Consider the following 17,164-nt stretch of genomic DNA (forward strand, 5'->3'; position numbering starts at 1 on the left):
CTGTACAGGAGACAGGAGTAAATGACATTCAAACTAATTGTGATCGGTACATCTTTAGGAGGTTTAAACGCTGTTCAAGTCTTGCTTAAGAGTTTACCAGCGTCTTTCCTAACTCCTGTAGCTGTTGTTCTCCACCGTCATAAAAGTTCTGATGAGTCCTTAATAGTCTTGTTACAACTATATAGTAAGTTACACATTAAAGAGGCGCAAGACAAAGAAGATATTTTGCCTGGATACGTGTACATAGCTCCTGCTGATTATCATTTATTGATAGAAAGTGACAATAAAACACAAAACCCTCACTTTGCTTTATCCATAGATGATCCAGTTACTTATGCACGTCCGTCAATTGATGTACTATTTGAAACAGCGGCAGACGCTTATGGCAAAAAAGTGATTGGTGTACTATTGACAGGCGCTAATCATGATGGTGTTCAAGGACTGGCGAAAATCAAAGCCAAAGGTGGTAAAACAGTGGTGGAGGAGCCTTCAACAGCAGCATGTTCAATTATGCCCCAAGCAGCTATCGTAGCTGGTGTCGCTGAGAAAATTCTCCCATTGACGGAAATTGCCCGGTTCTTGGTAAAAATTTGTGATTTTCAGAGTGAATAATTCTTAGCTAAGTCTTCATATAGATAAAGCTAAGAACTATGAAATCTTCGCAGTACGGAAATTTATAACTTAAGATAGTGGGAATATGTCAACTTTAAGCGTCAAAGTCAATCATATAGACGTTAAAACGCCTTAATGTATTCCTGATAGCATAGAGAACAAATGTCATTTCAACCTAAAGTTAATGTTCTACTGGTAGATGACCATTCAGAAAACTTGCTGGCTCTAGAGGCGATTTTAGATAGCCTGGGGCAAAATTTAGTCAGAGCTACATCAGGTGCAGAGGCGCTGCGACGTTTGCTATCTCTTGACTTTGCAGTGATTCTGCTCGATGTGCAGATGCCAGATATGGATGGGTTTGAAACAGCGACGCTAATTCGACAAAGAGAGCGATCGCGTCATACGCCAATTATATTCCTTACGGCCTTTAACACGAGCGATAATATGGTGTATAAAGGTTACTCAATTGGTGCGGTAGATTATTTATTCAAACCACTTGAACCAGAAATATTGAAATCCAAGGTAGCAGCATTTGTTGATTTGTTCCAAAAAACAGCTGAGGTGAAGCGACAAGCAGCACAACTAGCAGCGATGAATACGGAACTCAGAAAACGAGAAGAGATGTTTCGCTCTTTGAGTGCTTGTTCGCCTGTGGGTATTTTTCTGACAGATACAGAAGGTAAATGTACTTATGTTAACCCCCGCCTACTTGCCATCACGGGAATGACGCAAGAGGAAACTTTAGGCGATGGTTGGGTAAGCAGAATTCATCCAGAAGACTCAGAACAAGCGATCGCTCAATGGAAGGTAGCATTAACACAAGCACAGGAGTACAGAAGTGAGTTTCGCATCTTCACCACCGCCGGAATCGAGCGTTGGGTGTACTTTTCTTCATCACCCATGCGCGTAGAAGACAATCAAGTCATCGGCTATGTTGCTACGCTTGAAGATATCACAGAGCGTAAAAAAGCAGAAGAAGAACACATTAAGTTAATTCGTGAGCAAACAGCAAGACAAGAGGCAGAGACAGCCAACCGCCTGAAAGACGAGTTCTTAGCAACCCTTTCTCACGAACTCCGCACACCTTTAACATCAATACTAGGTTGGGCTAGACTATTACGCCAGCGTAAATTAGATGAAGTAGCGATTGCTCGCGCTCTAGAAACCATCGAACGTAACGCCACTTTGCAAGCGCAACTAATCGAAGATATTTTAGATGTCTCGCGGATTATGCGGGGCAAATTACAAATAAATCTCTGCCCAATTAGCTTAGAATCAACAATTTCCACAGTTATCAATTCTATACGTTTAGAAGCAGAAGCGAAAAATCTTCAACTTGAGTATACAGTTACTCCCCCACTCACAAACTCACAAACTCACAAACTCACAAACTCACAAACTCCCTTTCACGTTCTAGCAGATCCCAACCGTCTACAGCAAATTATTTGGAATCTACTTAGTAACGCTGTCAAGTTTACACCAAGTGGGGGCAGAATAGAAGTGCGATTAGAAGCAATAACTGAAGATGAAAAATCAAACAAAGGCAATCAGGAAAAACCACAATTTCCGATTCCCTATGCTCAATTTAAAGTAATTGATACAGGTACTGGCATTAGCCCTGATTTTCTTCCCCATGTATTTGACCGCTTTCGTCAAGCAGATGGTAGTATTACGAGAAACCAAGGTGGGTTAGGTATAGGACTAGCCATTGTACGTTATTTGGTAGAAATGCATCACGGTAGCGTTTATGCCGAAAGTCCGGGTGTTGGAAAAGGAGCAACTTTTACCGTCAATCTACCACTTACACAAGCAGGGGGAAAAGGGTTTTTCAAGAATGGGAGTAAGGGAGTGGGGGAATCTATGAATGTTTCTTATTTATCCTCCCCAGCCTCCGCTTCTTCGTCATTACCTAGTCATTTGATTGATAGTTTGCGTGTGCGAGTGATGGATGACGATACTGATACAGCCAAATAACTTACTACTACGCTAAGTCAGGAAAACACGAAAGCACAGCCGGATGAACTAAGCGATGATTTTGTACATTCACTCCCTTAGCTAATGCTTGGTTCTCTTGAAGTGCTTGAATACCTAAGTTGGATAATTGTAGCACATAGGGTAGTGTACTGTTGTTCAGTGCTTGGGTTGAAGTCCAAGGTACTGCCCCAGGCATATTCGGAACTCCATAATGCAGTACACCTTCTTCAACGTATACTGGATTAGTGTGGGATGTAGTGTGTAAGGTTTCTACACAACCACCTTGGTCAACAGCAACATCGACAATTACAGAACCACGACGCATTTGTTTAACTAAATCCCGTGAGACAAGAATCGGTGCTCTACGCCCCGGTACTAAAACAGCGCCAATGACTAAATCAGCTTCTTTCACAGCGGTTTCAATCTGGGTAGAGTTACTATATAGTAGTTCTACTCTAGAGCCAAATAGGGTTTCTAGATATGATAAACGCTCAACGTTAACATCTAATATTTGTACTGTAGCACCCATTCCTACGGCTATTTTTGCGGCTTCTGTGCCAACCACACCACCACCGACAATCGCTACTCTACCAGGTTTAACCCCAGGAACACCACCTAAGAGTACTCCTCTACCACCTTGTTGACTTTCCAGAAATCTTGCGCCAAATTGAACTGCTAAGCGACCAGCAATTATACTCATGGGGGTGAGTAGGGGTAATTTATTACTGCCCGGTTGCTCTACAGTTTCGTAGGCGATCGCTGTTACACCACAATCTATCAAATTCTCCGTCAATTTTCTATCTGCAGCTAGATGCAGATAAGTAAACAATAACTGACCCTTTTGTAAAAACTTATACTCCTGCTCTAAAGGTTCTTTGACTTTAACAACTAAATCCCTACTCCAAGCCTCCGAAGGTGTAGCGACGATAGAAGCACCAGCATTTACATAGTCATCATCTGTAAATCCCGCACCATTACCTGCAGCATTTTGTACAAATATGGCATGACCATTTTCACTTAGCACCCTGACACTAGAAGGACTTAACCCGACTCGAAACTCCTGATCCTTCGTTTCCTTAGGAACACCTATTTCCATTTACTTCCTCTAATTAATTTTTGTTTAGCTTTAGTTTGTCAGTCTATTCCCGGTTTTTTTGAATCAGAAACTACGAATTTACCCGAATTTTCTCTGATCCGTGTTTCTCTAATTTAACTTTGAGGCTTGACGATTGCCACAGTACTCATACAATATATTAAGAATTATAAAAATCTGTAAAAGGGATTGGGGATTGGGGATGAAAAGAATATTCGCGCCTCAGTACCCAGTACCCAGTTCTAAAAAGAGGTTTTCCTAATGATGACACAACCACAGCCAACTGTTAGCCCTAAACTAGAGGAACCAAAGTTTGGATTTAATGAATATGCTGAGCGTTTAAATGGTCGAGCCGCTATGATAGGCTTTGTCCTGATGGTGATAATTGAATACGTCACCGACAAAGGAGTATTATCCTGGCTCGGTTTAAGATAATTGCCTATTGGTGTGGAAAACCGAAACGCTCTCTATCCAGGATTGGATAGAGTAGGGGGGGTTTTCACTAGTATCCTCCTCTACCCAAGAAAAATTATAATTAAGATAAAATCTCTCACAAAAATAGTCTGCTGGTGAGGTTTGATCTTTAAATTTTATAAACAAGGTGAACTGAAAAACCCTGTGATGAACGTTATACTACCTCGTTTTTTAAAGTCAGCGTACAGGAGAGAACCAATCATCAGTGTACTAATCACGATGGGCATCGTGGACGCATTGATTGGTGGTGTGGGCGATAGCTGGTCGTTGTTTGCTGTAGGCTTAGGGACAGTAGGCATAACACTCGTTTGGCGTTTTTGGCGTAGTAGTCAACAGCGTCGTTCGTTTCCAGAAGAAGCAGTAGTACAACATTACCTACCAGCCCGCTCTTCCAGCACTAGTTTACCAATGCTCAGCGTTGCTAAGAAAAAACCACCCCAGTAGTGTTAAATGAAATTTGTTAAAAGTATTTTTATGCTAGTAAGCTTGGCAGGAGCAATGGCGATCGCTCCTGTCAACCAAGTATCTAATGCTGCACCAAGAATTATAGAAATTACACCTAGTGTTCAAGCTAACAGAAATTTTACTAATCCACAGTTAGCTTACACACTTTTAGAACATACTGGAACAATCAAGTCTCTAGCCATCAGCCCAAATGGCAGAGTCCTTTTTAGTGGCGGAGCAGAAAATGAAGGTATAATTCGCTTGTGGGATTTGCAAACTGGTAAAAAGGTAGGAACCATCAACAGAGCGCAGAAAACAGCGGTGGAATCAATGGTGATTTCGCCTAATGGTTTAAACCTAGCTAGTTGTAGTAACGATAACACAATTAATCTTTGGAATCTAACAAATAATAAATTTACTCGTTCTTTTGTTGACCATACAAGTAATGTTTTGTCTTTAGCTGTAACCCCTGATAGTAAAGTACTTGTCAGCGGTGCTCTAGATGGGATAAAATTATGGGATTTACTCCAGCAACGTCCACTGGGGACTTTAGTTAGGTTTGATAATCCAGTGAATACTCTGGCAATTAGTCCTGATGGTCAGACTTTGGTAAGTGGTGATAATCAAGGTGTAATTAAGCTATGGAGTTTGAATACCGGCAGATTAATTCGTACTATTAAGGCACATTCTAATCGAGTTAGTCAAATAGCCTTTACACCCAATGGACAAGTCTTTGTTAGTGCCAGTCGCGATCGCACAATTAAACTTTGGAATCTCAACTCTGGAACACTAGTCCGCACTCTCACAGGACATAATAATTGGGTAAATACTATTACCATTAACCCCAATGGACAAACTTTGGCTAGTGGAGGTAGAGATGGGATTAAGTTATGGAATTTAACTACAGGTGAATTAACCAGAACACTTTACGGACACTCCGATTGGGTAAGTGTGCTGGCTTTTAGCCCAACTGGACAAACTCTTGTTAGTGGTGGATTTGATAAAAGAATTAATATTTGGCAAAGCCTTTAACAAGTAAAAAGGCAAAAGCAAAAAGAAAGATGGAGACACAGAAACCCGGTTTCTTAAAGAAACCGGGTTTCTAGAAGAGATTAAAGTATGTACAGCAAGCCGAAAAGGATAATCCAAATTACATCAACAAAGTGCCAATAAATCTCGGCAGCTTCTATACCAAAGTGATGTTCGTTGCTGTAGTGTCCTTTAATGCGCGATCGCCACAACACTGCTAAAATTGCCACTACACCAATAGTAACGTGTAAACCGTGAAAGCCAGTTAAGACGTAAAATGCACTGGCAAATAAGTTGGTAGTCAGTCCAAATTCTAGATGAGTATATTCATAAACTTGACCTATTAAGAAAATTATACCCATTGCGGCGGTGATGGCGAACCACAATTGCATTCCCTTGACATCATTCTTTTTGATTGCAGTATCAGCATTGTGGATGACAAAACTGCTAGCAATCAGATTGATGGTGTTGACTCCGGGTAGCAATAGTTCTAATTCTGGCGTGCCTTCAGGAGGCCAAGATGGCACAATAGAACGAATAGCTAAATATGCTCCGAACAAACCGATGAAAATCATCCCTTCAGCAACTAAGAACATAATTAGCCCAAACAAACGATGGTCTGGATGTTCTTCGTGATGTGCTTCTGCTACAGTGGCAGCATGATGATGATTTAGAGCAGTTTTACCTGGGTCAATTGTTTGACTTTGCATGAATCTTTAATGTCTAAAGGACTTAGGAGTCAGGAGTTAAGAGTCAGGAGGAATTTTATTTTTCACTCCTCACTCCTAACTTTTATTAACGTTCGTCAGTTTTGGATGCGAGCGCAGGTTCATCAGGCTCGGCTCGTAAAACTGAGTTTGGACCAGCAGACAAAGTAGGATCGGGATCGGACAATGGTACACCTTTGCTAACATTCTCCAAACCATAATCATATGGTCCAGTGGCTAGTACAGGTGGTTTGTCAAAATTCTCAATCGCTGGGGGTGAAGTTGTCATCCACTCTAAGGTAAGTGCCTGCCAAGGATTATTACCTGCCTTCGGTCCATACATCCAACTCCAAATGGCATTAATAATGAAGGGCAATGTTGAAACTGCCAGGATATAAGAACCATAAGTGCAGATTTCGTTGAGGGTAGTAAATTTGGGATCGTACTGAGCGATTCGACGGTTCATGCCCAACAAACCCAGCTTGTGCATGGGTAAGAAGGTCATGTTTAGACCGACAATTGTTAAGGCAAAGTGAACCCTACCCCAAAATTCATTGAGCATCCGCCCCGTCATTTTCGGGAACCAGTGGTAAATTGCCGCATAAATACCCAGTACACTACCGCCAAATAGTACGTAGTGGAGGTGCGCTACGACAAAATAGGTATCGTGTACGTGAATATCGAAGGGAACTGCCGCCAACATGACACCACTGATCCCACCAATTACAAATGTGCCAACAAAGCCCATTGCAAATAACATGGCGCTGTTGAGACGGATTTTGCCACCCCACATGGTTGCTAGCCAACTGAAAATTTTGATCCCCGTGGGTACAGCGATGATCATTGTGGTGATCATGAAGAACATCCGCAACCAACCAGGGATACCACTAGTGAACATGTGGTGCGCCCAAACGATTAAGCCAAGAAAGCTGATTGCCAAACTAGAGTAGGCGATCGCTTTATATCCAAAAATTGGTTTGCGTGAATGAGTCGGGATAATCTCTGAAATTGCGCCAAAGAAGGGCAAAATCATGATGTAAACCGCTGGGTGGGAGTAGAACCAGAACATGTGCTGGTATAAAACAGGATCGCCACCACCAGTCGGGTTAAAAAATGCCGTTCCAGCAATTAAGTCAAAAGCAAGCAGAAGCAAACCTGCTGCTAGCACTGGTGTTGATACCAGAGTTAGTGCCGAAGTAGCAAACATTGCCCAGCAGAACAAAGGCAATTGATTGAAGCCTAAACCTGGTGTGCGCATCTTCAGCATGGTGACGAGGAAATTAATCGCCCCCAAAATCGAAGACGTACCTAACAGGAGGACGCTCATAATCCAGATGCCTTCACCTACTTGCCCTGTTACCAAGCTTAGGGGAGGGTAGGAAGTCCAACCTGCATCTGGTGCATCGCCGACAACTAGGCTGCTGATTAGTAACAACCCACCAGGCGGAATCATCCAAAAGGCAACAGCATTCAAGCGTGGGAATGCCATATCTTTTGCCCCAATCATCAAGGGGATCAAGAAGTTAGCAAATCCCGCCCCAGCCGGCACAATCCATAAAAAGATCATGATTGTGGCGTGCAGTGTAAACAAACTGTTATACACTTCTGGGGTAACAAAATCTACTTCTGGTGTACGCAGTTCTGTGCGCACTAAATCAGCAAGAACGCCACCTATACAGTAGAAAATGAACGTAGTGACCAAGTATTGAATGCCAATTACTTTGTGGTCGGTGTTGAAGGTAAAATAGTCTCGCCAATTTCTGATCCCCGGCTCTTCATCTAGAGCCGGGATATTGGCTGTTTCTTGCACTTGTGCTTGTGTCATAAGAATTTGTTGTCAGTTAACAGTTAACAGTTAACAGTTAACTAGTGGTGGATTTGATGTAGCATTTCTGGCTTAATTCCCATCTCGCTGGTGTAAGGAGCGAGAAATTCTGCAGTTGATTTTTGAGCCGGATTAACAGCTATTGCTTGTTTGAGAGTTTCAGCATTAGCAACTAGCTGTTCTTGCATCCACTGGTCAAAATCTTCTTGTGTATCTACGTAAACTTGCGTATTCATTGCGCCGTGGTAAGGACCACATAGTTCTGCACAAATGAGGGGATAATTACCCTCTTTGTTAGCTGTAAAGCGAATTTCGCTTTGTCTACCTGGCATGATATCTTGTTTCAAGCGAAACGCTGGCACCCAAAAGGCGTGAATGACATCGTTTGCTGTCATGCTTAGTTGTACTTCACGTCCTTTGGGAACGTGTAGTTCACCAGAAGTTACGCCTGTTTCCGGGTAGGTAAAAATAAAGGCGTACTGCAATGCTGTAACATTTACGACAAAGGCAGGTGGTGTACCTTCTTTGTCTGGAGTAGGTCCTATAGTGGGAGCAACAATTCCTACGCCTGGAGCATTTTGCTTTTGCGGAATTTGGTCAGCATTACGGACTGCTGCTGTAGCGGGATCTTGCATAGCCTCATCAGATTTTTCCTGATTGAGGTTAGGTTCAGTCGTGGGTGGAGTATCGTTGAGCGTAGCCGCGATCGCAGCCCCAGGCATCACGCTTGCTTGGGGTGTTACTGGCGCTTCATGAAGAGCATGGGGATTGAAACCTCCCATGTCATTATACACCTCAAAGCTGTATACAGAAATACCGAGAACGATGATAGCTGGAATTGCTGTCCAAAGAATTTCTAGTGGGACGTTACCATGAACTGGCGGACCATCCGCATTGTCACCTGCTCGCCTACGGTATCTAAACGCTGAGTAAATTAACACACCTTCCACAATCAGAAATATACCTGTGGAGACGATCATCATTGTGTTAAACAAATCGTCCACCAAGAAGGCTTCATCAGAGGCTGGTGTTGGTAATAAACCATGATTCTGACCGTACCAGAGGCTGACTAGGGTCAGCAGGATGCCAATGAGTAATGTCCAGATAGAATTTGGAATTTTCACGGTGTTAAGAAGTTAATGACTTTACTACGTTGGACAATAGAGCTGCCTACTCACTTACTACAGTAGTTCACCATAGAATACATGGGGGAGTTCAGCAGAAAATTTTTATTAATTTTTTGGCTAAATAAGTCAGAAGTAGATAAGGCACACCCGACTTGTGCCGACAACTTAAGAATCCCTAAAGCTTCAGGGCTATATTAGCAAAGATACCTCACAGTATAAGAGAGTCAATCTCTATCTTTGTTTTATACGCTAGGGTGGAAGTGATCAGTCCAAAAAAATCTTAGAACATTTATAGCTCACCATAAGCTGGCAAAAGGTATCATTCATGAGCGAATTTGTCCTAGAACAACAAAATGTAGAAGCGGCTGGTGAACAGCAACCACATGTTCGAATTCGTCGCTTGGTGTGGAAAATCTGTTTCGCCACATTAATACTGATGGCGATTGGTAGTGCCACCCGCGTGATGAATGCTGGACTTGCTTGCCCAGACTGGCCTTTGTGCTATGGGGAACTAGTGCCTGCCAAGCAAATGAATTTTCAAGTGTTCCTGGAGTGGTTTCACAGATTAGATGCAGCGTTGATAGGTATAAGCACCATAGTACTTGTGGGAATGTCTTGGTGGTATCGTCGCGTTTTACCGAAATGGCTTCCTTGGGCATCGGCATTTGCCTTATTTCTAATTGTCTTCCAAGGTGTTTTGGGTGGGTTGACTGTTACGGAACTTTTGCGGTTTGATATTGTTACTGCCCATTTAGGAACGGCATTACTATTTTTTGTTACCCTATTAGCGATCGGCACAGCACTCACTACATATCAAGGAACCGGAACGGTTGGTAATTTGCCTTGGTTAGGTGTAACAGCCTCTATTTTGGTTTATCTACAAAGTTTACTTGGCGCTTTGGTAGGATCGCGTTGGGCATTGCATCAATGTTTCGGTATATCTCAGCTTTGTACTGTGATGTATAGCCATATTGGTGGCGTAGTACCACCAACGGTAGCCACCTTGGCATTAGTTTTTGTATCTTGGCGCACGCCAGCACTCCATCCAGCTTTGCGACGATTAGCTAATATGGCAGGAGGATTGTTGGTTTTACAAATTCTATTGGGAGTTGCCACTTTCCGCTTACATCTCCAAGTTGAGCCACTCACCGTTTCTCATCAAGCTATAGGAGCTGCTTTGCTTGGTACTTTAGTAGTGTTTACAGTGCTAGCACTACGCGATTGGGCTTCTAGCCGCGAAATTAATGCTGCCTACTATGAACAAGCAGCCCGATGAATTGTTGTTGAAAAATAAGGAACTAGTGCCACAATGATTGAGACTAACGTCTCGAAGCACCACGAATCAATTCTTGAAGTTATTCAGAGTTACTACCAGCTAACTAAACCTCGGATTATTCCGTTGCTCTTGATTACTACTGCTGGCAGTATGTGGATTGCTGCAAAAGGACAAGTAGATCCAATACTGTTGCTAGTAACTCTTACTGGTGGTACTTTGGCTGCTGCTAGCGCTCAGACAATTAATTGTGTCTACGATCGCGACATTGATTATGACATGGAGCGCACCCGCCATCGTCCTTTGCCTTCGGGCAAGGTACAGCCTCGTGACGCGCTAGTTTTTGCTCTAGCTCTCGCTGTCGCTTCTTTTTCTCTACTCACTGTATTTGCTAACCTGCTTGCCGCCGGACTAGCAATGTCAGGTATTGTTTTTTATGTGTTAGTTTACACTCACTTGCTTAAACGCCATAGCACCCAAAATATCGTTATTGGTGGAGCTGCTGGAGCAATTCCCGCATTGGTAGGTTGGGCGGCTGTTACTGGTACTTTAAGTTGGGCAGCATGGATCATCTTTGCGATCGTCTTTTTGTGGACACCACCCCATTTCTGGGCTTTAGCTTTAATGATTCGGGATGATTACGCAAAAGTAGGGATACCAATGCTACCAGTGATAGTAGGTGAAAAGCCAACAGTGCAGCAAATTTGGATCTACACTTTGGTAACAGTAGTAACAACACAGTTACTAGTGTACCCCCTACATGTAAGTGGAATATTCTATGCGGCGATCGCACTAATGCTAGGTGGATTATTCATTTACAAAGCTTGGCAATTATTGCAAAATCCAGAAGACCGCTCTTTAGCAAAAGGGTTGTTTCTCTATTCCATTTCCTACATGATGCTGTTGTGTTTAGCGATGGTGGTTGATAGTCTCCCTCTTACCCACTACGCAATTAATGCTGTAGCAAATCAGTTGCACTCACTTGTTAGCTAAAAATACCCCTCCCAACCCTCCCCTTGCTAAGGGGAGGGCTAGGGTGGGGTTTACTACATTTAAATGTAAAGCGTTGTATATTAAATACTAAAACTTAGAAATGCTGATAAATTACATCCATTTAGCAATGCAAAAAGCAACTTACGAGTTGCTAGAAGATGGAACTTTCTATGGTGAAATTACTGAGTGTCAGGGCGTGTGGGCAAATGCACAAACATTAGAAGCTTGCCGAGAAGACTTGCAAGACGCTTTAGAAGGATGGATTATTTTAGGGTTGCGCTTGAGTCATACTTTACCGATACTTGATGGTGTTGACCTGAATTTCACCGCATTGGTTGCCTAATACCACCGTTTGGATCAAATTGATGCAAATGAATAATTTTAGGACGGGTTTGATTTTCAGGAAAATGACAATGAACCGCATCACGAACCATTTCCCGCAGACTTTTTAAATCATCAGCTTGAGTAAAAATCGATTCGCCTCCTAGCGCTCTAGCAGTATAACCACCGTCTGGATCATCTTCAACCAAAAATACAATTTCAGTCATCACTAATCTTTTTTGAGTTTAACTATAATTTCACTAAATTTAGGACAGTTTCAACTTCTCTTGCCGTCATACGAAGGATGCGATCGCTCATAAGAGAATTATCTCCCTTGTAATCGCGCTTGGAGCAAGCTGAATTGAATCTGGCTGTAAATATAGTTGAATTGCTTCTTTAATATTTTCCAAAGCTTCTTCTTCGGTTTCTCCGGATGTAGTGCAGCCAGGTAGCTCTGGACACCATGCAGCCCAATCACCTGTTTCTATATCTGGTTCAAGAATCACACGCCATTTCATAGCTAATCTTTTTTACTTATAATTTAAACTATATCAATTTATCCCTTGCAATAGCACCAATAGTTAACTTAATTGCTGCTCACTCATCTTCTTCTTTGACTCATCCCAAACTTGATGGCTAAAAGTTGATAAATCAATATCTTGCCTCAGTACGTAAATTTTGTAAAATTTCTACACTGCTCGTTTTAGCTAGTGGTTGAGAAGCCCGCAACTGAGCGTGATTCGAGAGGCAACGTTTTGTTTGTTCCATTGGAGATAAACGAGCGATCATTCGCCCCTCACGAGTAATGATAATTTCTTCCCCTTGCTCAACCTGATTCAGCAGTTGACTCAATCTCATTTGTACTTCACTAACACTGACGAACATTGCTCTATGTCCTCTTGAATCTTTTTGTGAAAATTTTTCGTGTTTTCAATCCCATTACTTGAGCAAAAACGTAGGTAGTAGTTTCTGGCAGGGTAAGAGAGCGTGGATTGACGTATCCTTCTTCACCAACTAATATTATTGAAACAGCAGACACCTCTGCCCTTCCCAAAAATTAATACCCAGGGGGTGAGACTTAATGATAACTCTAAACAAACAAATCACTGCCAACAAATTGCTAAAACAGGAGTTTCATTATGTTGATTCGCCCCATTCAAAGGGAAGAACTTAAAGTATTTGCCGCCTTTAGTAACCAACCTGAGAGAAACGAGAGATTTTTAACTTATCTAACCTCGATGTGGGACGAAGGATACATCCGTCCTGAGTGGTGCTTTGTTGCTGAACAAGCGGGAGCATTTATTGGTCGTATTGTATACTGGACGCTGCCATCTCTAGACAATTTTTTTGAAGTTGATGTTTTAGAAGTACCTTGGAATGCTAATTACTTAGAAGTTGGTACAAAGCTTTTGCTTGACAGCTTGGCGCAGATGCCGCTTCCGCCGGAAGCCATCATACAGTATACACTTGATACGCCTTACCCAATGTCTACATCAGGGATTTCTACATATACGGAGCAACGAATTGAAGTTATGGAAAAGTTTGGGTTTTCGCTCTTAAGAGAAACGCACCGATTTGAATGGCAAGAGACTCAAACTCAGATAGCGTTATCACAGAGGCTTGTTTTCCGTACTCTGGAGGATGTAGGTGAGGATGTGTTCATCAACACTCTTATGCGAGTGTCGGAGAACAGCTTAGATCGGATATTACAGCAAGAAACGGAGAAGCTTGGCTTAGAGCGGTATGCCGTTGAAAAATTTAAGACGTTGAAAGCTTTCAAATACAAACCAACTTGGTGGCAACTAGCTTACACTCAAGATGGTTCTGTTGTTGGTCTAATTATGACCGCAGAGAATGATGGTGGACCAATCATTGGATACATCGGCGTGATACCAGAGTATCGGGGACAAGGCTACGTTAACGATTTGCTAGCGCAAGGAACTCTCTCTCTCAAAGCTGATGGCGCTTTGCGGGTTCGCGCTGATACTGATATTAATAATACACCAATGATATTGGCTTTTCAACGTGCTGGATACAAGCAATTTGCCCTAAGACGTGAGTATCGTTTAGTACAGATTTGTGTAAATTCGTAGCGTTTTTTGTGTAATTAACCATAAAATCGGTAAAATACCCCTCTGCCTTGGGTAACTAAGCAATTTATGTCTATCTCGCTGGCAAATTTAGACCTTTCTGGACTTGATCTCGACTTGGCAACACTTAAGGTGATTGAGCGAGTACTCGATCAAATTGAGTTGCTCATCAACGACAAACCTGAAAGTGCGATCGCTTTCCTATACAAGCTCAAAAATGAGATTGTGCAACTCAAAGGTCAAAAAAGCAAGCCGGATACTAACATGATTCATGTTGGAATTAGTGAATTAAGGCAGTCTTTTCATGCTCATATTCGTGTTATTGTGGCTCAAATTAATAAAAGCCCTTCATCGTTAGAAAATCTCTGCAATTGGATTAAGGAGAATATCAACCGATGATTCCTTCAGATATCCGCCTTTACACTTGGGTTGACGTTGAAGAAGTTTTACTTCGCATATCTGAACAAGGTAGTTTGCCAGAATGGATAATTTGGGTGCGAGCCTACTGGGATGGTTTAATTGATGATATTTATGTTTTACCTTCATTTCGTTCAACAGCTAGATTCTCCTCTTTAGAAATCAGACCAGAACATCTCATACTAGGTGCTAAAAACCCGTTTATACTAACACAAATACTAGCTGCTCTTGGAAAAACTTTAGGTGTAGATGTTGTATTAGTAGATCTGCGTGCTGGACTTTCCGAACTTTCTACAGGTCTTCTTTTAGATCCACGGGTTTACCGCATTTTTGTTACAACTTTAAGTGGACAATCTATTTCAGGAACAGCCAGACTTTTAGAGCTTTTAGGAGAGCGAGCACCTTCCATACGAGATACAGATCCATTACCTGCAATCATTATTAGTCAGGTTCCTGAGGAATTCCAAAAAACAGATTTATTATCGAATCCAGAAGAAAAGCTTCTTGAATCTGCTAAATCATTTTTAGGAGAAGACCTACAACTTTTAAGGGTGATTACAGGATTTGTAGATAATTTGCTGGTTTTACCATCAATGTGGGAAGATGTAATCAATCGGCTTAATCGCTCAGGTATTGTAGATGCTGTACGTCCATTGCTGGATTTATTACCCACAAAGCCGAGTCAAACTGTTAAGGAAAGCCTTCCCACTTTAAAATCTCAAAGAGAAACTCTCAGAGATGTTACTAAAAAACTGGTGTTTGCAGAAACGGCAGAAGCAGAAGATTTTTTAGCTACTATTCCTTTACGTCACTTGGCTTCAGATCACAGACGTCAAGTCCCAATTACAGTTGTGGTTGGAGCTAAAGGTTCAGGAAAAACTTACACTTTTTTACAAATAATTCGTAGAGAAAACTGGCAAACTTTTGCTGAAGATGCTTGTGCAACTCAAGTCCAAGTTAACGCTCTAATTTGCCCTGTTTTGGCATCGAAAAATCTTAACCTTCCTGCCTTGCAATTGGTAGGAGAAGTACAGAAAAAGACAGCACAAGCATTGGGTTTTGCTCATCCCCACAACATCCAAAGTATTCGTGATCATATTGGAGATTTTTGTCAGTTGAATCTTCACGAAGGTCAGTGGCGAGAACGTTGGTTAGATATGATTGCCTGGGGTGTTGGATTTCAACCTCAAAAGGAGGGTGCTGGTCGAGCATTGACTGAATATCTAGTTGAGAAGCAAAAGCGATTGCTTGTCATTATTGATGGTTTGGAAGACCTTTTCCAAAACTTTGCTAGTGACGAAACTCAACAGACATCTTTACGGGCTTTACTTCAAGAAGTTCCTGAATGGCTTGGGCAGCAGCCTGGTCGTCCTCTAGGTATTCTCATTTTTGTTAGACGTGATATGGTGCTGGCGGCTATACGTCAAAATGCTGCGCAAATGATCGCACGCTACGAGCCTTATGCTCTAAAGTGGAATAGAGAAGAGGCTTTAAGACTTGTCGCATCGGTAACTAATCTGTCAAAAATTCAGATCAGTACTAGTATCGAAAAACTTCAGGATCTGAGGGAAGAGGAACTGACTCAGGTTTTAGTAACTTTATGGGGTAAAAAATTAGGTTCTGATAGCTCAAAAGAAGCTGCTTCTGCCAGATTTGTAATTGCAGCGCTTTCCGACTTCAGGGGACAAATTCAATCACGCGATTTAGTACGTCTTCTCCATTTAGCGGCTAAAGAATCAGTTAATGACGATCGCTGGCTTGATCGCATTCTTGTTCCCAAAGCCATTAAGGCTGCTTTACCTGAATGCAGTACTGAAAAAATTGCGGAAATAGAACTAGAAAACACTGCTTTAAAAGATATTTTCACAAAATTACGTGGACTTGGTGAAGAAGAACGAAAAATCCCTTTCACACGCGAGCAACTACAATTATCTGTAGGAGAAATGAAGATATTGGAAGATAACGGTGTCGTCATTCGCGAAAAAGATGATTATTATATGCCAGAAATCTTCCGTTTGGGATTAGGCTTTTCACTTAAGGCTACAGGACACCCTGCCGTTATGTCTCTGGCACGCCGCGCTGCTAAGCAGGGAACTTAAAAACGCTTGTTTTCAATCCCATTACTTAAGCAAAAACATGGTGACTGCTTTTCAACACGCAGGATACAGGCAATTTGCCACAAGATATGAGTACCGTTTAGCACGGCTTCGGCTTAATTTGTAGCTTTCCGGCTGATAAAACTTTAAAAATATTTACTTTTCGTAAAGGACTAGTGTATACTCTATTACGGAAATATACCAAACTAGGTGAAACTCGTGGCTGATATTGTTGATACTGCTGTTAATGCTGGTTCTTTTAGCACCCTAGTTGCTGCAGTTAAGGCGGCAAATCTCGTAGATACACTTAAAGGTGCTGGTCCGTTCACCGTGTTTGCGCCTACTGATGAAGCTTTTGCTAAGCTTCCTGCAGGCACCGTAGACTCACTCCTGAATGATATTCCACAACTCACGAAAATCCTGACATATCACGTTGTTTCCGGTAAGGTAACGGCGGCAGATGTAGTTAAGCTGAACTCAGCTAAAACAGTTGAAGGATCAGAAGTGAAAATTGACGCTTCCAATGGCGTTAAAGTAAATGATGCTACAGTGGTAACACCAGATGTTGCTGCTGATAACGGTGTCATCCACGTCATTGACACAGTATTGATACCTGCATAAGCATTCATCGTAGATGGATGATTAATAGTGGGGCAACGACTACTGATAGTCGTTGCCCCACACTTGTC

The 17,164-nt window shown here is 42.1% G+C and carries 19 protein-coding genes; 12 read left to right on the plus strand and 7 right to left on the minus strand.

From position 1 onward, the window contains the following. Positions 1-21: 21 nt before the first annotated feature. Together ICL16_RS36865 and ICL16_RS36870 are read left to right on the plus strand one after the other, a co-directional pair. The gene (locus ICL16_RS36865) at positions 22-612 is read left to right on the plus strand and encodes a chemotaxis protein CheB (protein WP_190836537.1); all 591 of its coding nucleotides are present in this window, start codon (positions 22-24) and stop codon (positions 610-612) included. A 162-nt stretch (positions 613-774) separates the two neighbouring features. Further along, on the plus strand, positions 775-2,586 hold the full coding sequence (locus ICL16_RS36870) for a hybrid sensor histidine kinase/response regulator (RefSeq protein ID WP_190836538.1): 1,812 nt from the start codon (positions 775-777) through the stop codon (positions 2,584-2,586). Between the two features lie 7 nt (positions 2,587-2,593). On the opposite strand, the gene ald is transcribed toward ICL16_RS36870, so the two are convergent. After that, entirely contained in the window at positions 2,594-3,682 is a 1,089-nt protein-coding gene (gene ald / locus ICL16_RS36875; protein WP_190836539.1) for an alanine dehydrogenase, read from the minus strand. A 261-nt stretch (positions 3,683-3,943) separates the two neighbouring features. On the opposite strand from ald, the gene ICL16_RS36880 reads away from it, so the two are divergent. From ICL16_RS36880 to ICL16_RS36890, 3 genes are all read left to right on the plus strand, one after another. Beyond that, positions 3,944-4,114 (plus strand): chlorophyll a/b-binding protein, encoded by a 171-nt coding sequence (locus tag ICL16_RS36880; RefSeq protein ID WP_190836667.1) that lies wholly within the window; start codon positions 3,944-3,946, stop codon positions 4,112-4,114. Between the two features lie 186 nt (positions 4,115-4,300). Beyond that, a complete protein-coding gene (locus ICL16_RS36885) occupies positions 4,301-4,597 on the plus strand; it encodes a hypothetical protein (protein ID WP_190836540.1) in 297 nt (98 codons plus the stop codon). Between the two features lie 54 nt (positions 4,598-4,651). After that, on the plus strand, positions 4,652-5,629 hold the full coding sequence (locus ICL16_RS36890; protein WP_420485325.1) for a WD40 repeat domain-containing protein: 978 nt from the start codon (positions 4,652-4,654) through the stop codon (positions 5,627-5,629). An 80-nt stretch (positions 5,630-5,709) separates the two neighbouring features. Here ICL16_RS36890 and ICL16_RS36895 read toward each other — a convergent pair whose 3' ends face one another. The 3 genes from ICL16_RS36895 to ICL16_RS36905 form a co-directional block, all read right to left on the minus strand. Beyond that, the gene (locus ICL16_RS36895) at positions 5,710-6,336 is read right to left on the minus strand and encodes a cytochrome c oxidase subunit 3 (protein WP_190836542.1); all 627 of its coding nucleotides are present in this window, start codon (positions 6,334-6,336) and stop codon (positions 5,710-5,712) included. Positions 6,337-6,421: 85 nt separating this feature from the next. Next, positions 6,422-8,158 carry a cytochrome c oxidase subunit I gene (gene ctaD, locus ICL16_RS36900; protein WP_190836543.1) on the minus strand — a complete coding sequence of 579 codons (1,737 nt, stop codon included), beginning with the start codon at positions 8,156-8,158 and terminating at the stop codon, positions 6,422-6,424. Between the two features lie 41 nt (positions 8,159-8,199). Further along, complete coding sequence (locus ICL16_RS36905) at positions 8,200-9,282, minus strand: cytochrome c oxidase subunit II transmembrane domain-containing protein (RefSeq protein WP_190836544.1); 1,083 nt, start codon at positions 9,280-9,282, stop codon at positions 8,200-8,202. Between the two features lie 328 nt (positions 9,283-9,610). Here ICL16_RS36905 and ICL16_RS36910 point away from each other — a divergent pair, with 328 nt between their 5' ends. From ICL16_RS36910 to ICL16_RS36920, 3 genes are all read left to right on the plus strand, one after another. Then, complete coding sequence (locus ICL16_RS36910; RefSeq protein WP_190836545.1) at positions 9,611-10,561, plus strand: COX15/CtaA family protein; 951 nt, start codon at positions 9,611-9,613, stop codon at positions 10,559-10,561. 33 nt (positions 10,562-10,594) lie between these two features. Next, positions 10,595-11,551, plus strand: a complete 957-nt coding sequence (locus tag ICL16_RS36915) for a heme o synthase (RefSeq protein ID WP_190836546.1) — start codon at positions 10,595-10,597, stop codon at positions 11,549-11,551. 100 nt (positions 11,552-11,651) lie between these two features. Continuing rightward, entirely contained in the window at positions 11,652-11,894 is a 243-nt protein-coding gene (locus ICL16_RS36920; RefSeq protein ID WP_190836547.1) for a type II toxin-antitoxin system HicB family antitoxin, read from the plus strand. On the opposite strand, the gene ICL16_RS36925 is transcribed toward ICL16_RS36920, so the two are convergent. From ICL16_RS36925 to ICL16_RS36935, 3 genes are all read right to left on the minus strand, one after another. After that, a complete protein-coding gene (locus ICL16_RS36925; RefSeq protein WP_190836548.1) occupies positions 11,875-12,099 on the minus strand; it encodes a type II toxin-antitoxin system HicB family antitoxin in 225 nt (74 codons plus the stop codon). The two genes, ICL16_RS36920 and ICL16_RS36925, sit on opposite strands and share 20 nt — an antisense overlap. Positions 12,100-12,186: 87 nt before the next feature. Continuing rightward, positions 12,187-12,390: a type II toxin-antitoxin system HicB family antitoxin gene (locus tag ICL16_RS36930; protein WP_190836549.1), complete on the minus strand. Its 204-nt coding sequence runs from the start codon at positions 12,388-12,390 to the stop codon at positions 12,187-12,189. 133 nt (positions 12,391-12,523) lie between these two features. After that, positions 12,524-12,757 carry a type II toxin-antitoxin system Phd/YefM family antitoxin gene (locus tag ICL16_RS36935; RefSeq protein ID WP_190836550.1) on the minus strand — a complete coding sequence of 78 codons (234 nt, stop codon included), beginning with the start codon at positions 12,755-12,757 and terminating at the stop codon, positions 12,524-12,526. Positions 12,758-13,011: 254 nt separating this feature from the next. On the opposite strand from ICL16_RS36935, the gene ICL16_RS36940 reads away from it, so the two are divergent. The 4 genes from ICL16_RS36940 (at position 13,012) to ICL16_RS36955 (ending at position 17,096) form a co-directional block, all read left to right on the plus strand. Further along, positions 13,012-13,965, plus strand: a complete 954-nt coding sequence (locus ICL16_RS36940; protein ID WP_190836551.1) for a GNAT family N-acetyltransferase — start codon at positions 13,012-13,014, stop codon at positions 13,963-13,965. Positions 13,966-14,031: 66 nt separating this feature from the next. Continuing rightward, on the plus strand, positions 14,032-14,361 hold the full coding sequence (locus tag ICL16_RS36945) for a hypothetical protein (RefSeq protein ID WP_190836552.1): 330 nt from the start codon (positions 14,032-14,034) through the stop codon (positions 14,359-14,361). Beyond that, on the plus strand, positions 14,358-16,478 hold the full coding sequence (locus ICL16_RS36950; RefSeq protein ID WP_190836553.1) for a MinD/ParA family ATP-binding protein: 2,121 nt from the start codon (positions 14,358-14,360) through the stop codon (positions 16,476-16,478). Before ICL16_RS36945 ends, ICL16_RS36950 begins: the two co-directional genes overlap by 4 nt. A 216-nt stretch (positions 16,479-16,694) precedes the next feature. Then, entirely contained in the window at positions 16,695-17,096 is a 402-nt protein-coding gene (locus ICL16_RS36955; RefSeq protein ID WP_190836554.1) for a fasciclin domain-containing protein, read from the plus strand. The last annotated feature ends 68 nt before the right edge of the window (positions 17,097-17,164 follow it).

Origin of the sequence: Iningainema tapete BLCC-T55, assembly GCF_014698965.1 — a bacterium.
Taxonomy (GTDB): domain Bacteria; phylum Cyanobacteriota; class Cyanobacteriia; order Cyanobacteriales; family Nostocaceae; genus Iningainema; species Iningainema tapete.

Bases quoted from the DNA above. Each gene is read 5' to 3' on its own strand.
- ICL16_RS36865 (WP_190836537.1), top strand. From the start codon at position 22: ATGACATTCAAACTAATTGTGATCGGTACATCTTTAGGAGGTTTAAAC.
- ICL16_RS36870 (WP_190836538.1), top strand. From the start codon at position 775: ATGTCATTTCAACCTAAAGTTAATGTTCTACTGGTAGATGACCATTCA.
- ald (WP_190836539.1), bottom strand. From the start codon at position 3,682: ATGGAAATAGGTGTTCCTAAGGAAACGAAGGATCAGGAGTTTCGAGTC.
- ICL16_RS36880 (WP_190836667.1), top strand. From the start codon at position 3,944: ATGACACAACCACAGCCAACTGTTAGCCCTAAACTAGAGGAACCAAAG.
- ICL16_RS36885 (WP_190836540.1), top strand. From the start codon at position 4,301: ATGAACGTTATACTACCTCGTTTTTTAAAGTCAGCGTACAGGAGAGAA.
- ICL16_RS36890 (WP_420485325.1), top strand. From the start codon at position 4,652: ATGGCGATCGCTCCTGTCAACCAAGTATCTAATGCTGCACCAAGAATT.
- ICL16_RS36895 (WP_190836542.1), bottom strand. From the start codon at position 6,336: ATGCAAAGTCAAACAATTGACCCAGGTAAAACTGCTCTAAATCATCAT.
- ctaD (WP_190836543.1), bottom strand. From the start codon at position 8,158: ATGACACAAGCACAAGTGCAAGAAACAGCCAATATCCCGGCTCTAGAT.
- ICL16_RS36910 (WP_190836545.1), top strand. From the start codon at position 9,611: ATGAGCGAATTTGTCCTAGAACAACAAAATGTAGAAGCGGCTGGTGAA.
- ICL16_RS36915 (WP_190836546.1), top strand. From the start codon at position 10,595: ATGATTGAGACTAACGTCTCGAAGCACCACGAATCAATTCTTGAAGTT.
- ICL16_RS36920 (WP_190836547.1), top strand. From the start codon at position 11,652: ATGCTGATAAATTACATCCATTTAGCAATGCAAAAAGCAACTTACGAG.
- ICL16_RS36925 (WP_190836548.1), bottom strand. From the start codon at position 12,099: ATGACTGAAATTGTATTTTTGGTTGAAGATGATCCAGACGGTGGTTAT.
- ICL16_RS36930 (WP_190836549.1), bottom strand. From the start codon at position 12,390: ATGAAATGGCGTGTGATTCTTGAACCAGATATAGAAACAGGTGATTGG.
- ICL16_RS36935 (WP_190836550.1), bottom strand. From the start codon at position 12,757: ATGTTCGTCAGTGTTAGTGAAGTACAAATGAGATTGAGTCAACTGCTG.
- ICL16_RS36940 (WP_190836551.1), top strand. From the start codon at position 13,012: ATGTTGATTCGCCCCATTCAAAGGGAAGAACTTAAAGTATTTGCCGCC.
- ICL16_RS36945 (WP_190836552.1), top strand. From the start codon at position 14,032: ATGTCTATCTCGCTGGCAAATTTAGACCTTTCTGGACTTGATCTCGAC.
- ICL16_RS36950 (WP_190836553.1), top strand. From the start codon at position 14,358: ATGATTCCTTCAGATATCCGCCTTTACACTTGGGTTGACGTTGAAGAA.